Below are 14,769 nucleotides of genomic sequence, written 5' to 3' on the forward strand. Positions count from 1 at the left end.
GGTTGATAGGCCAGATATGGAAGCCTGGTAACGGGTGGAGTTGACTGGTACTAATAGGCCGAGGGCTTGTCCTCAGTTGCTCGCGTCCACTGTGTTGGTTCTGAAACCACGAACAGCAGTCATGTGCCACACATGGCTCCTGGATAGTTTCATAGTGTTTCGGTGGTCATAGCGTGAGGGAAACGCCCGGTTACATATCGAACCCGGAAGCTAAGCCTCACAGCGCCGATGGTACTGCAGGGGGGACCCTGTGGGAGAGTAGGACGCCGCCGAACAAATTTTGATAAAAGGGTTGGTTCCTGAACTTCGGTTCAGGGACCAACCCTTTTTTGTTTTCCTTAACTTGGCGTTCACGTCGTTCCTCGAGCATCTCCTGCATGGGTACCGCAGCAATGCTCAGGGCCGCCGGCGTGGGAGCCGGGGACGAAGTCGTCGTACCTGCCTTCGGCAATGCCGAAGTCGCTGAAGCGGTCGACCTGGTGGGCGCGCTGCCCGTGTTCGCCGACATAGACCCGGTCACCTACTGCCTGGACGGCGCCTCCGTCACGGCAGCTGTGACGCCCCGTACCGCGGCCGTCGTCGTGATCCACCGGTTCGGCCGACGGGCCGAGGTGCGGTCCCTGCGTGAACTGGGGAACCGGCACGGGCTGTTGGTGCTGGAGCGAGGGGAAGCCGACGCCCCTGACGAGGAGTTGGTGCGGCGACGCGAACGAGCGGCCTATCTGGACGCCCGCCTCAAGGGCGTTCGGACGCCGGACAGCGGTGACGGACACACCTACCAGCAGTACGTGGTCCGGGTCCCGGGGAACGGACGGCCCGACCGGGACGCGTTCGCACGCGCCCTCCGGGCCAGGGGAGTTGCCTGCCGGATTCCCGTACAGACACCCGCCCACCGGCTGCCCCGGTTCCGGCACCTCGCCTGGACGCTGCCGGAGACCGAACGGGCCGCGGACGAGACGCTCGCCCTCCCCGTCGATCCCGCGCTGACGAAGCGGGAGATGCAGCGGATCGTCTCCGCCTGCAATGCGCTTGGCGGACTGCTCCAGCCCGCTTTCTGAACAAGCGGCGAACGGATTTGGGAAGCCGAGCCCGTTCGGGGTACGATCTTCTTGTTGCCGCGAGGGAAACCTCGAAAGCGACAAGGCCCCCATAGCTCAGTCGGCAGAGCGTCTCCATGGTAAGGAGAAGGTCAACGGTTCGATTCCGTTTGGGGGCTCAGCGATAGCAGAAAGGCCCCACCCGTATCGGGTGGGGCCTTTCGCATGCCCGGCGGCGGGCCGGAGCCTCAGTCCTGCTGAAGCTCCGGAACCCGCATCGCCAGGATCGCCATGTCGTCGGACGGGGCGTCGGAGGCGAAGCGCTCCACCGCGCGCAGGACGCGCGCCGCGACCGCGCCCGCCGTGAGTCCCGTACAGGTCGTCAGGACGTCCGCGAGGCCGTCGTCACCCAGCATGCGGGTGCCCTCGCGGCGTTCGGTGACGCCGTCCGTGACGCACAGCAGGACGTCTCCGGGGTCGAGGGTGACCGTCTCCTCGTACAGCTCCAGGTCCTCGATCACGCCGAGTAGGGGCTGGGGTTCCGCCGCCGCGGTGACCGTGCCGTCCTGGCGCAGGCGCAGCGGGAGGGGGTGGCCGGCGCAGACCACCTTCAGTTCGGCGCCGCCGTTCTCCTGCGGGCGCAACTCGCCGTACAGCAGGGTCAGGAAGCGGCTGCGGTCGCCCTCGTCGAGGATCGCGGAGTTCAGCCGCTCCAGCACCGCTGGGCCGCTCAGGCCCTCGCGGGCCAGCAGGCGCAGGGCGTGCCGGGCCAGGCCGGTGACGGCGGCCGCGTTCGGGCCGGTGCCGCAGACGTCGCCGATGGCGAAGCCGTACGCGCCGTCGCCGATGGGGAAGAGGTCGTAGAAGTCGCCGCCGACCTCGTTGCCCTCGCCCGCCGCGCGGTAGATGACATCGACCTCGACGCCGTCGATGGGCGGCAGACCGGGGGGCAGGAGGCTGCGCTGCAGGGCCTGGCTGATGGCCGTGCGCTCCGAGTAGAGGCGGGCGTTGTCCAGGGCCAGGGCGGCTCGGCGGGACAGGTCCTCGGCCAGTTCCAGGATCTCCTGGCGGAAGTGGTCGTCGGTGGGCTTGCCGAGGATCAGCATGCCGATGACGCGGTTGCGGGCCACCAGCGGCAGCACGACCGTCTCGCCGCCGACCGCCGAGGCCGTCGCCAGGGTGGGGCCGATGCTGGAGGCGAGCTGCTGGGTGGGTCCGCCGGACAGACCGAGACTGCGCATGGAGCTGCGCAGGGCGGCCTGGTGGGCGACCTCGCCGGGCAGCGGCCAGACCCGGGCGCCCGGCGTCAGTACCGGGTCGGGCGGCGGGATCTTCGACAGCAGCGACTTGATGCCGTCGATGAACTCCTCGTCCTCGTGCAGGACGTACGACAGATACGGCTCCGCGGACTGCTCGCTGATCGTGTAGACCGCGCACCAGGTGGCCAGGGTCGGCACCGTCATCTGGGCCATCAGGGCGAGGGTCTGGTCGCGGTCCAGGGTGCCTGCGAGGAGGTCGGACGCCTCGACCAGGAAGCTGAGCGAGCCCCGGCGCAGCCGCTCCAGCTCGCCGAGGCGGGCGGACTCCACGGCCAGGGCGATGCGGTCGGCGGCGAACTGGAGGCGCAGCGCCTCCTCGTTGGAGTACCGGCCCGGTGCCTCGGCGGCGACGCCGAGGGAGCCGGTGAGGCGGCCCTCGACCTTGAGGGGCACCGTCACCACGGAGCGCATGCCCGTACCCGCGAGGAGCGGTACGGCGGCGCTGGGGATGACGCTCAGGTCCTCGTGGACGGCGGGCATACGGGCCGAGCCGTAGCGGCCGGGGCCCGCCTCGACGGGGACGCGGGCGAAGCGCTGGCGGGTGGAGGGCAGGCCGGTGGAGGCGCGGACCTCGAGTTCCGTCTCGTCGTCGGTGGCCAGCAGCAGGAAGGCGGAGTCGCCGTCGAGCATGTCGCGGGCGCGCTCGACGGTGCGCTGGAGGAGTCCGTCCAGGTCGTCGGGGGCGGGGGAGCCGATGAAGACCTCGAAGGGGTCGGCGCTCGGGCCGTCGGAGCCGCCCTGGTCGCCCGCGGGGAGGCGGGAGGGGGTCTGGAGGACGGCGCGCTCGTGGTCGCGGACCAGGAGGCAGACCGTGGAGGGTTCGCCGCCGGTGTCGCGGACCCGGAGGTGGGAGGCGTAGACCGGGGAGACACGGCCGTCGGCGCCGCGGACGCCGTAGCTGCCCTCCCAGCGGGAGAGCTGGAGTGCCTCGGCGATGCCGGTGCCGGTGCCGGGGGTGTGCGGCCAGGCGGCGAGGTCGGTGAGGGGCTTGCCGATGACCTCGTTCGCGGGGTAGCCGAAGAGTTCCTCGGCGTCCTCGTTCCAGGCGCTGACGCAGCCCTTGCGGTCGATCTGGAGGACGGCGACGCGGACCCGGCTGTCGGCGAGGGGGAGGAGGTCGGGTGGGAGGACCGGTCCGGCGGCGCGGGTGCCGACCTGGCGCTCGGGCAGGTCGAGCTGGAACCAGACGTTCTTGTGCGTGGGGGTGTACTCGACGCCCCAGCGGGTGGCGAGGGCCGCGCAGAGCTGCAGGCCGCGGCCGCCCTCGCGGTCGGGGTTGCCCATGACGGCGTGCGCGCTCTGCAGCGGGACCTCGCGCTCGGGGTAGCGGTCGGAGACCTCGACGCGGGCGCCGTGCTCGGCGCGCAGGCACAGGACCTCCGCCTCGGTGCCCGCGTGGACCACGGCGTTGGTGACCAGTTCGCTGGTGAGCACCACGGCGTCGTCGACGATGTCGGCGAACCCCCAGCCCTGGAGGGTGTCCCGGACGAAGGCGCGGGCGGTCGCGACCGAACGCCCGACGGGCTCGAAGCTGGCGGCCGCGCGGGCGGTGATCACGGAACTCCTTGCTCTGTCGTCGACGTGCGGGCCCGGCGGGCCGGCCGGCTCGGACCGCTGCTGCGGGGTCCGCTCGTCCTTCGGCCGTGGCTCCGGGGGAGGTCCCCCCGAGATCAGTCCGGTGGTCATCCTCTGCGGCCCCTCCGATGCCCGTGTCCTTCTCGTGCCGCCGCGACCAGGCCGGTCGGGCCGGTGCGGCTGGACAGCCGGATGCAAGGTTACTTACCTTCGCCGTCGCGGTGGATGCCGGTCGCCGGTGATTACCCCCCACGGTGTGCGAACCGTGTGCGAAGCTGCCGAACTGTTATGGCCTGGTTCGGCAGGGGTGAAACACTGGGCAGGAATTTGATGAAGGTCGGTTCGGGCTGCGTGCGTTCCCCACGCGAAGGGCAGCAGCCCCAGGACGCGGCCGGGCACGGCAGTGGCGGTCTACCCCTCCGGGAGGGACACAGTGGAGTCTGGCGCAGCGACGCGGGGCAATAAGACGCGCGCGAAGGGCCGACCGTCCCCGCGCAGGAGCGGCGGAGTCACCGAGGTGGACACCGCTGCCCTGAACCGGTTGCTCACCGCGCTGGAATCCATGCGCGACGGGAACTTCCGTAAGCGGCTCACGGTGTCCGGCGACGGCGTGATGTCGGAGATCGCGGCGGTCTTCAACGAGGTGGCCGACCGGAATCTGCATCTGACCGGTGAGCTGGCGCGGGTGCGGCGCACGGTCGGGCGCGAGGGGAAGCTCACGGAGCGGCTGGAGACGGGCGCCTGCGAGGGTTCCTGGGCGGCCGCCGTGGAGAACTCCAACGCGCTGGTCGACGATCTGGTGTGGCCGGTGTCCGAGGTCAGCCGGGTGCTGACGGCGGTCGCGGAGGGCGATCTGTCGCCGCGCATGGACCTGCGCACCGAGGCGCCGGACGGGACCGGGCATCCGCTGCGGGGCGAGTTCCTGAAGGTCGGCCGGACCGTCAACAACCTGGTCGACCAGTTGTCCACGTTCACCGACGAGGTCACGCGGGTGGCCATCGAGGTCGGCACCGACGGCAAGCTCGGCGGGCAGGCGAAGGTGCGGGGCATGTCGGGTTCCTGGAAGGACCTGACGGAGTCCGTCAACACGATGGCGAACCGGCTGACCGCGCAGGTGCGGGACATCGCGCTGGTCACGACGGCGGTCGCCGGTGGTGATCTGTCGCGGAAGGTCACCGTCCAGGTGGCCGGCGAGATGCTGGAGCTGAAGAACACCGTCAACACGATGGTGGAGCAGCTGTCCTCGTTCTCGTCCGAGGTGACGCGGGTGGCCCGCGAGGTGGGTACCGAGGGCATCCTGGGCGGTCAGGCGCAGGTGCCGGGCGTGGCCGGGGTGTGGAAGGAGCTGACCGACTCCGTCAACACGATGGCCGGGAACCTGACCGCGCAGGTGCGTGGGATCTCGCAGGTGACGACCGCCGTGGCCAGCGGTGATCTGTCGCAGAAGGTGACCGTGCCCGCGCGGGGCGAGGTGGCGCAGCTCGCCGAGACGATCAACCAGATGACCGAGACGCTGCGGATCTTCGCGGACGAGGTCACGCGTGTGGCCAACGAGGTCGGTGCCGAGGGCCGCCTCGGCGGGCAGGCGAACGTGCCGGGTGCGGCGGGGACGTGGAAGGACCTGACGGACTCCGTGAACACGGTGTTCCGGAATCTCACCACGCAGGTGCGGGACATCGCCGCCGTGACGACCGCCGTGGCCAGCGGTGACCTGTCGCAGAAGGTCACCGTGGACGTGGCGGGCGAGATGCTGGAGCTGAAGAACACCGTCAACGGGATGGTGGACCAGCTGTCGGCGTTCGGTGCCGAGGTGACGCGGGTCGCGCGGGAGATCGGCGTCGAGGGTGAGCTGGGCGGCCAGGCGCAGGTGTCGGGCGCGGCCGGTACCTGGAAGGACCTCACCGACTCGGTCAACACCGCCTTCCGCAACCTCACCGGCCAGGTGCGCAACATCGCCCAGGTGACGACGGCGGTGGCCAACGGCGACCTGTCGCAGAAGGTCACCGTGGACGTGTCCGGTGAGATGCTCCAGCTGAAGAACACCGTGAACACGATGGTGGACCAGCTCTCCAGCTTCGCCGACCAGGTGACGCGGATGGCCCGTGACGTGGGCACCGAGGGCCGTCTCGGCGGTCAGGCCCGGGTGGACGGGGTGTCCGGCACCTGGAAGGAGCTGACCGACTCCGTCAACTTCATGGCCGAGAACCTCACCTCCCAGGTGCGCAACATCGCCCAGGTGACGACGGCGGTGGCCAACGGCGACCTGTCGCAGAAGATCGACGTGGACGCGCGGGGCGAGATCCTGGAGCTGAAGGACACCATCAACACGATGGTGGACCAGCTCTCCGCCTTCGCCGACCAGGTGACCCGGGTGGCACGTGACGTGGGTACCGAGGGCCGCCTCGGTGGTCAGGCGCAGGTGCCTGGTGTGGCCGGTGTGTGGCGGGACCTCACCGATTCGGTGAACGGTATGGCGGGGAACCTCACCGCCCAGGTCCGCAACATCGCCCAGGTGGCCACCGCGGTGGCGCGCGGCGACCTCTCCCAGAAGATCACCGTGGACGCGCGCGGGGAGATCCTGGAGCTGAAGAACACCCTGAACACGATGGTCGACCAGCTGTCGTCGTTCGCCCAGGAGGTCACCAGGGTGGCCCGTGAGGTGGGCACGGAGGGCATGCTCGGCGGTCAGGCCGAGGTGCAGGGTGTCTCCGGCACCTGGAAGGACCTCACGCAGTCCGTGAACTTCATGGCGAACAACCTGACGATCCAGGTGCGCAACATCGCCGAGGTCACGACGGCCGTGGCCAAGGGCGACCTGTCGAAGAAGATCACGGTCGACGCCAAGGGCGAGATCCTCGAACTGGTCACCACGGTCAACACGATGGTGGACCAGCTGTCCAGCTTCGCCGAGCAGGTGACGCGGGTGGCGCGCGAGGTGGGTACCGAGGGCATCCTGGGCGGGCAGGCGCACGTACCGGGTGTCACGGGCATCTGGAAGGACCTGAGCAACAACGTCAACCTGATGGCCAACAACCTGACCATGCAGGTGCGGAACATCTCCCAGGTGGCCTCCGCGGTGGCCAACGGTGACCTGACGCGCCAGGTCACCATCGAGGCGCGCGGTGAGGTGGCGCAGCTCGCCGACACCATCAACACGATGGTCAAGACGCTGAGTTCGTTCGCCGACCAGGTCACCAAGGTGGCCCGTGAGGTGGGCACCGACGGCATCCTGGGCGGGCAGGCCCATGTGCCCGGCGTGGCGGGGACGTGGAAGGACCTCACCGAGTCGGTGAACGGGATGGCGTCCAACCTGACCGGCCAGGTGCGCAACATCGCCATGGTCACGACGGCGATCGCCAAGGGCGACCTGACCAAGAAGATCGACATCGACGCGCGGGGCGAGATCCTCGAGCTGAAGACGACGATCAACACGATGGTCGACCAGCTGTCCAGCTTCGCCGAGGAGGTCACCCGGGTCGCCCGCGAGGTGGGCACCGAGGGTCAGCTCGGCGGCCAGGCGCGCGTGCTGGACGTGGACGGCACCTGGCGGGACCTCACCGACTCGGTGAACGAGATGGCCGGGAACCTGACCCGGCAGGTGCGCGCCATCGCCAAGGTGGCGACCGCGGTGACCCGTGGCGATCTGAACCTGAAGATCGACGTGGACGCGTCCGGGGAGATCCAGGCCCTCCAGGACAACATCAACAAGATGATCGCCAACCTGCGCGACACCACGATCGCCAACAAGGAGCAGGACTGGCTGAAGGGCAACCTCGCCCGTATCTCCGCCCTGATGCAGGGCCGCCGGGACCTGGCGGACGTGGCCTCGCTGATCATGAGCGAGCTGACCCCGGTGGTCTCCGCGCAGCACGGCGCGTTCTTCCTGACCATGCCGACGGTCGACGGCCAGGACCCCGCCGGGGGCGAGGAGGGCTACGAGCTGCGCATGCTCGGCTCCTACGGCTGCTCGACGGGCGCCATGCCGACCTCGTTCCGGCCCGGTGAGGGGCTGATCGGGACGGCCGCGCAGGAGAAGCGGACCATCCTGGTCAGGGACGTGCCCAGCGGCTATCTGAAGATCTCCTCCGGGCTCGGCGAGGCCCCGCCCGCCCAGGTCATCGTGCTGCCGGTGGTGTTCGAGGGCAATGTGCTCGGGGTGATCGAGCTGGCGTCGTTCACGCCGTTCACGCACATCCAGCGGGACTTCCTCAACCAGATCGCGGAGATGATCGCCACCAGCGTCAACACGATCTCCGTCAACACCAAGACCGAGCAGCTGCTGAAGCAGTCCCAGGAGCTGACCGAGCAGCTCCGGGACCGCTCGGAGGAGCTGGAGAACCGGCAGAAGGCGCTGCAGTCCTCCAACGCCGAACTGGAGGAGAAGGCCGAGCTGCTTGCCCGGCAGAACCGGGACATCGAGGTGAAGAACACCGAGATCGAGGAGGCCCGCCAGGTCCTGGAGGAGCGTGCCGAGCAACTCGCGGTGTCCATGCGGTACAAGAGCGAGTTCCTCGCCAACATGTCGCACGAGCTGCGTACCCCGCTCAACTCGCTGCTCATCCTGGCCAAGCTGCTCGCCGACAACGCGGAGAGCAACCTGTCCCCGAAGCAGGTCGAGTTCGCCGAGACCATCCACGGTGCCGGGTCCGACCTGCTCCAGCTGATCAACGACATCCTGGACCTGTCGAAGGTCGAGGCGGGCAAGATGGACGTCTCCCCGACCCGGATCGCGCTGGTCCAGCTCGTGGACTACGTGGAGGCGACCTTCCGGCCGCTGACCGCCGAGAAGGGCCTGGATCTGTCGGTGCGGGTCTCCCCGGAGCTGCCCGCGACCCTGCACACCGACGAGCAGCGGCTGCTCCAGGTGCTGCGCAACCTGCTGTCCAACGCGGTGAAGTTCACCGACTCCGGTTCCGTGGAGCTGGTGATCCGGCCCGCCGGGACGGACGTTCCGCAGATCATCCGGGAGCAGTTGCTGGAGGCGGGCGCGGTGACCGATCCGGACGCCGAGCTGATCGCGTTCTCGGTGACCGACACCGGTATCGGCATCGCGGCCAGCAAGATGCGGGTGATCTTCGAGGCGTTCAAGCAGGCGGACGGCACGACCAGTCGCAAGTACGGCGGTACCGGCCTCGGGCTGTCGATCTCGCGGGAGATCGCCCAGTTGCTCGGCGGTGAGATCTTCGCCCAGAGCGAGCCGGGCCGCGGTTCCACGTTCACGCTGTATCTGCCGCTGCACCCGAGCCAGTTCCCGCCGCAGGGCTACCAGCAGCCGGTGCCCCCGCTGGAGGCCGGTGAGCTGGTCGCCTCCGAGGCGGAGCTGTCCGACCGGCTGACGGCCCCCCAGGTCGAGACGCCGGCCGAGGTGAAGTCGTACCGGGAGACGCAGACCGGGCCCGCCGCGCTGTTCCGGCGCCGTCGTCGGAGCCTGCCGTCGGCGGAGCAGCGGCCGGAGCAGTCGATCACCATCGAGCCGTCGGAGGACACCGAACGGCCGGTGCGAGCGGTGCGGTTCGGCGGCGAGAAGGTGCTCATCGTCGACGACGACATCCGCAACGTGTTCGCGCTCACCAGCGTGCTGGAGCAGCAGGGACTCTCGGTGCTGTACGCCGAGAACGGCCGCGAGGGCATCGAGGTGCTGGAGCAGCACGACGACGTGGCGGTGGTGCTGATGGACATCATGATGCCCGAGATGGACGGCTACGCGACCACGACCGCGATCCGCAGGATGCCGCAGTTCGCGGGCCTGCCGATCGTCGCCCTGACCGCGAAGGCGATGAAGGGCGACCGGGAGAAGGCGCTCCAGTCGGGCGCCTCCGACTACGTCACCAAGCCGGTCGACCCCGACCATCTGCTGGGCGTCATGCGGCAGTGGATGCGGCCCGAGTGACGGTCCGACAGAACCGGTCACGGGGGCGCGGTTCAGTACGCGGGCCAGGTGTGGGAACCTCGGATTCCGGGAACCTTCCAGGCCCGGCCCGCGTTTGAGCTGTGTGCACCGTGACATCGCGGTGACAGGGTGTGGCGACGGGCGGGGTGCGGCTACGATGACCGGCACAAGGACGGGCGGCGAAAGGGAGTCGTCCTCTGGGGCGGCGCCCGGTGTACCGCCGGGGCGAGGAGGGCGGGCCATGGTGCAGAAGGCCAAGATCCTCCTGGTCGATGACCGGCCGGAGAATCTGCTGGCGCTGGAGGCCATCCTCTCTGCGCTCGATCAGACGCTGGTGCGGGCATCGTCCGGGGAGGAAGCGCTCAAAGCACTGCTCACGGACGATTTCGCGGTCATCCTGCTGGATGTCCAGATGCCGGGAATGGACGGCTTCGAGACGGCCGCGCACATCAAGCGGCGGGAGCGGACGCGGGACATCCCGATCATCTTCCTCACCGCGATCAACCACGGCCCGCACCACACCTTCCGGGGTTATGCGGCGGGCGCGGTCGACTACATCTCCAAGCCGTTCGACCCGTGGGTGCTGCGCGCCAAGGTCTCGGTTTTCGTCGAGCTGTACATGAAGAACTGCCAGCTCCGGGAGCAGGCGGCGCTGCTGCGGCTCCAGTTGGAGGGCGGCGGCGGCAAGGACACGGTCGACAGCAAGGAGCCCGCCGGGCTGCTCGCCGAGCTGTCCGCGCGGCTCGCGGCCGTCGAGGAGCAGGCCGAGGCGCTGTCCAAGCAGCTCGACGAGGAGTCCGCCGACGCCGCCGCGGTGGCCACGGCCGCGCACCTGGAGCGCAAGCTCACCGGGCTGCGCCGGGCGCTGGACGCGCTGGAGCCGGGCGCCGACGGCTCGACCCCGCTGCCGCCGCAGGGCTGACGATCCCTCGGGCGCGAGGGGCGCCGTGAGCGGGCGTCAGTTTCGTGCCTCGGTAAGGGCGACACGAACGGGTGAAGCTGTGGGCACACGTGTCCGCTGTCGTCTCCCCCGGTAACCTCACACCCATGGCCTCACGTCCCCCCGCAGCCAAGAAGCCGCCCGCCAAGAAGGCGGTCGCTCCCGCGAAGGCTCCGGCGAGGAAGGCGGCCGCCAAGAAGGCCCCGGCCAAGAAGGCGCCGCCCCGCAAGGCTCCCGTGCGCAAGGTGCCGCCGAAGCCCGCGCCCAGCCCCACCGGGGGCGTGTACCGGCTCGTGCGCGCCCTCTGGCTGGGCGTGGCGCACGCGGTCGGCGCCGTCTTCCGGGGCATAGGGCAGGGCGCGAAGAACCTCGACCCGGCCCACCGCAAGGACGGTGTCGCGCTGCTGCTGTTCGCCGTCGCGCTGATCGTCGCCGCCGGAACCTGGGCCGACCTGAGCGGACCCGTCGGCGATCTGGTGGAGATCCTGGTCACCGGCGCCTTCGGCCGCCTCGACCTGCTGGTGCCGATACTGTTCGCGGTCATCGCCGTACGGTTCATCCGGCACCCTGAGCAGCCGGAGGCCAACGGCCGGATCGTGATCGGTCTGTCGGCGCTCGTCATCGGGGTGCTCGGCCAGGTCCACATCGCCTGCGGCTCGCCCGCGCGGGACGACGGCATGCGGGCCATAAGGGACGCGGGCGGCCTCATCGGCTGGGCCGTCGCCACCCCGATGACGTACACGATGAGCGAGGTGCTCGCCGTACCGCTGCTGGTGCTGCTCACCGTGTTCGGGCTGCTCGTGGTCACCGCCACCCCGGTCAACCACATCCCGCGGCGCCTGCGCGCCCTCGGCATCCGCCTGGGCGTGCTGCACGACTACGCGGCCGACCTGGACGACGACGAGGGCTACGGCTACGACGAGCAGTGGCGCGACGAGCCGCCCGCGCGCCCCCGGAGCCGCCGCGGCGCCCCGCAGGGCTACGACCCCGACGCCGCCGAGGACGAGGCGCTCACCCGGCGCCGCCGCCCCCGCAGGTCCGCGCAGGCGGAGCCGCGCGAGATGGACGCGATCGACGTGGCCTCGGCCGCCAACGCCGCGCTCGACGGCGCGGTGCAGCACGGCATGCCGCCGTCCCCGGTCGTCGCCGACCTCACCCAGGGCGTGAGCGTGGGGGACCGGGAGGAGACCACCCCGGTCCCCGTGCCCTCCCCGGCCCCGGCCGACCGGCCCGTGCCGGGCAAGCGGAAGACGGACGGCAGCGTCCCCGACTTCACCAAGGCGCCCCCCGAGACGCACCGCGAGATGCCCGCCCGCGCGGAACAGCTCCAGCTCTCCGGGGACATCACCTACTCGCTGCCCTCGCTGGACCTCCTGACCCGCGGCGGCCCCGGCAAGTCGCGCAGCGCGGCCAACGACGCCGTCGTGGCCTCCCTGCGCACGGTTTTCACCGAGTTCAAGGTGGACGCCGACGTCACCGGCTTCACCCGGGGCCCGACCGTCACCCGCTACGAGGTGCAGCTCGGCCCGGCCGTGAAGGTCGAGCGGATCACCGCGCTCACCAAGAACATCGCGTACGCGGTCGCCAGCCCGGACGTGCGGATCATCAGCCCCATCCCCGGCAAGTCGGCCGTCGGCATCGAAATCCCCAACACCGACCGGGAGATGGTCAATCTCGGCGACGTGCTGCGGCTCGCGGAGTCCGCCGAGGACGACGACCCGATGCTGGTCGCCTTCGGCAAGGACGTCGAGGGCGGCTATGTGATGCGCTCCCTGGCGAAGATGCCGCACATGCTGGTCGCCGGTGCCACCGGCTCGGGCAAGTCGTCCTGCATCAACTGCCTGATCACCTCGATCATGATGCGGGCGACCCCCGAGGACGTCCGGATGATCCTGGTGGACCCCAAGCGCGTCGAGCTGACCGCGTACGAGGGCATCCCGCACCTGATCACGCCGATCATCACCAACCCCAAGCGGGCCGCCGAGGCCCTCCAGTGGGTCGTGCGCGAGATGGACATGCGCTACGACGACCTGGCCGCCTACGGCTACCGGCACATCGACGACTTCAACCGCGCCGTGCGCGAGGGGAAGGTCACCGCGCCGCTGGGCAGCGAGCGCGAGCTGCAGCCCTATCCGTATCTGCTGGTGATCGTGGACGAGCTGGCCGACCTGATGATGGTCGCCCCGCGCGACGTCGAGGACTCCATCGTCCGCATCACCCAGCTCGCCCGTGCCGCGGGCATCCACCTGGTGCTGGCCACCCAGCGGCCCTCGGTGGACGTGGTCACCGGACTCATCAAGGCCAACGTGCCCTCCCGGCTGGCCTTCGCCACCTCCTCGCTGGCCGACTCCCGCGTCATCCTCGACCAGCCCGGCGCCGAGAAGCTGATCGGCAAGGGCGACGGCCTGATCCTGCCGATGGGCGACAGCAAGCCGACCCGTATGCAGGGCGCGTTCGTGACCGAGGAAGAGGTCGCGGTCGTCGTCCAGCACTGCAAGGACCAGATGGCGCCGGTCTTCCGGGACGACGTCACCGTGGGCACCAAGCAGAAGAAGGAGATCGACGAGGACATCGGCGACGACCTCGACCTGCTCTGCCAGGCCGCCGAGCTGGTGGTCTCCACCCAGTTCGGGTCGACGTCCATGCTCCAGCGCAAGCTGCGGGTCGGCTTCGCCAAGGCGGGCCGGCTGATGGACCTCATGGAGTCCCGGAGCATCGTCGGACCCAGCGAGGGGTCCAAGGCTCGTGACGTTCTTGTGAAGCCTGATGAGCTGGACGGCGTGCTCGCCGTGATTCGCGGGGAGTCTGACGGGTAGGGCTTCGGGCCACCCGGCGTGTCGGGACTGCGCCGGGTGGCGGCACCGCCGTGATCCACCCGTTAAACATCGGCGGGCAACCGTTTCCCTTCGCAGTACGTCAAGTTGAGCGAGAGCAGGGGTACAGGTACCGGCCTGGGCCTCCCGCTCCCGTCCCGCCGTCGGGCTGACCGGCCATACCGATGGCGTACAAGCCCGTTCGCCCGCTTGCCCCACCCTTTCGTACCCCGCCTAGACTGAACGCTCAGCACAGGTGGCTCACCCGCTCGAAAGGCGCCCCCGTGTCCATCGGCAGCAACTCCCCCGAAGACGAGCCCCCGTTCCCCGACGTTCCCGAGCTCGACGGACCCTCCGTCGGCACCGCCCTGCGCCAGGCCCGCGTCGCGGCCGGGCTGAGCGCGGGTGACGTCAGCGACGCCACCCGTATCCGCCCGGCCATCGTGCACGCCATCGAGGAGGACGACTTCTCCTCCTGCGGCGGCGACGTGTACGCGCGCGGCCACATCCGCAACCTGGCCAGGGCCGTCCACCTCGACCCCGCCCCGCTCATCGCGCGGTTCGACGCCGAGCACGGCGGCCGGCCCGCGCCCACCCCCGCGGCACCCCTGTTCGAGGCGGAGCGCATCCGCCCCGAGCGCCGGGGCCCCAACTGGACCGCGGCCATGGTCGCGGCGATCGTCGTCGTCATCGGCTTCGTCGGCTTCACCGCGATCAAGTCCGAGACCGGCGGCGACACGGACACCCAGGCCGTCGAGGGCAACGCCTCGCCGACCGCCACCAAGTCCGCCGCGCCCACCCCGAAGACCGAGCAGTCCGCCACCCCGAAGTCCGACCCGTCCGACAGCGCCATCGCGGCCGCCCCGCAGGACAAGGTGACCGTCCGGGTCACCGCACCGGGCGGGCGGAGCTGGATCTCCGCCAAGGACCACAACGGCCGCATGCTGTTCGACGGACTGCTGAACAAGGGCGAGTCCAAGACCTTCCAGGACAGCACCAAGATCAACCTGATCCTCGGTGACGCCGGGGCGATCGAGCTGTACGTCAACGGCAAGAAGATCGACGACGACTTCCGGCCCGGCGCCGTGGAACGCCTCACCTACACCAAGGGCGACCCCGAGGTCGGATGACGCCCTTCCGGGCGCCTCGAGCGAGCGGACTGTGACGGGGTTGGCCCACAACGGCCAACCCCGTC

6 protein-coding genes, 1 tRNA gene and 1 rRNA gene are annotated in these 14,769 nt (G+C 70.0%); 7 read left to right on the forward strand and 1 reads right to left on the reverse strand.

All coding sequences use genetic code 11. The features are described 5' to 3' along the window. Window positions 1-158 precede the first annotated feature (158 nt). From rrf to ACIPPM_RS00015, 3 genes are all read left to right on the forward strand, one after another. A 5S ribosomal RNA gene (rrf, locus tag ACIPPM_RS00005) occupies window positions 159-275 on the forward strand. A 117-nt stretch (window positions 276-392) separates the two neighbouring features. Beyond that, entirely contained in the window at window positions 393-1,058 is a 666-nt protein-coding gene (locus ACIPPM_RS00010; protein ID WP_401444081.1) for a DegT/DnrJ/EryC1/StrS family aminotransferase, read from the forward strand. Window positions 1,059-1,143: 85 nt separating this feature from the next. Then, window positions 1,144-1,216, forward strand: a tRNA-Thr gene (locus ACIPPM_RS00015). A gap of 69 nt (window positions 1,217-1,285) precedes the next feature. Here the strand turns inward: ACIPPM_RS00015 and ACIPPM_RS00020 are convergent. After that, window positions 1,286-4,042, reverse strand: coding sequence for a SpoIIE family protein phosphatase (locus tag ACIPPM_RS00020; protein ID WP_401441641.1), 2,757 nt, complete (start codon window positions 4,040-4,042; stop codon window positions 1,286-1,288). A 322-nt stretch (window positions 4,043-4,364) separates the two neighbouring features. Here ACIPPM_RS00020 and ACIPPM_RS00025 point away from each other — a divergent pair, with 322 nt between their 5' ends. The 4 genes from ACIPPM_RS00025 (at window position 4,365) to ACIPPM_RS00040 (ending at window position 14,704) form a co-directional block, all read left to right on the forward strand. Then, window positions 4,365-9,821 (forward strand): HAMP domain-containing protein, encoded by a 5,457-nt coding sequence (locus ACIPPM_RS00025; RefSeq protein WP_401441642.1) that lies wholly within the window; start codon window positions 4,365-4,367, stop codon window positions 9,819-9,821. A 241-nt stretch (window positions 9,822-10,062) separates the two neighbouring features. After that, window positions 10,063-10,743 carry a two-component system response regulator gene (locus ACIPPM_RS00030; RefSeq protein ID WP_401441643.1) on the forward strand — a complete coding sequence of 227 codons (681 nt, stop codon included), beginning with the start codon at window positions 10,063-10,065 and terminating at the stop codon, window positions 10,741-10,743. Between the two features lie 125 nt (window positions 10,744-10,868). After that, window positions 10,869-13,577, forward strand: a complete 2,709-nt coding sequence (locus ACIPPM_RS00035; RefSeq protein WP_401441644.1) for a DNA translocase FtsK — start codon at window positions 10,869-10,871, stop codon at window positions 13,575-13,577. A gap of 281 nt (window positions 13,578-13,858) precedes the next feature. Continuing rightward, on the forward strand, window positions 13,859-14,704 hold the full coding sequence (locus tag ACIPPM_RS00040) for a helix-turn-helix domain-containing protein (protein ID WP_401441645.1): 846 nt from the start codon (window positions 13,859-13,861) through the stop codon (window positions 14,702-14,704). The last annotated feature ends 65 nt before the right edge of the window (window positions 14,705-14,769 follow it).

It is taken from the genome of Streptomyces sp. NPDC090119, from assembly GCF_044747085.1.
GTDB lineage: Bacteria > Actinomycetota > Actinomycetes > Streptomycetales > Streptomycetaceae > Streptomyces.

Bases quoted from the DNA above. Each gene is read 5' to 3' on its own strand.
- ACIPPM_RS00010 (WP_401444081.1), top strand. From the start codon at position 393: ATGCTCAGGGCCGCCGGCGTGGGAGCCGGGGACGAAGTCGTCGTACCT.
- ACIPPM_RS00020 (WP_401441641.1), bottom strand. From the start codon at position 4,042: ATGACCACCGGACTGATCTCGGGGGGACCTCCCCCGGAGCCACGGCCG.
- ACIPPM_RS00030 (WP_401441643.1), top strand. From the start codon at position 10,063: ATGGTGCAGAAGGCCAAGATCCTCCTGGTCGATGACCGGCCGGAGAAT.
- ACIPPM_RS00035 (WP_401441644.1), top strand. From the start codon at position 10,869: ATGGCCTCACGTCCCCCCGCAGCCAAGAAGCCGCCCGCCAAGAAGGCG.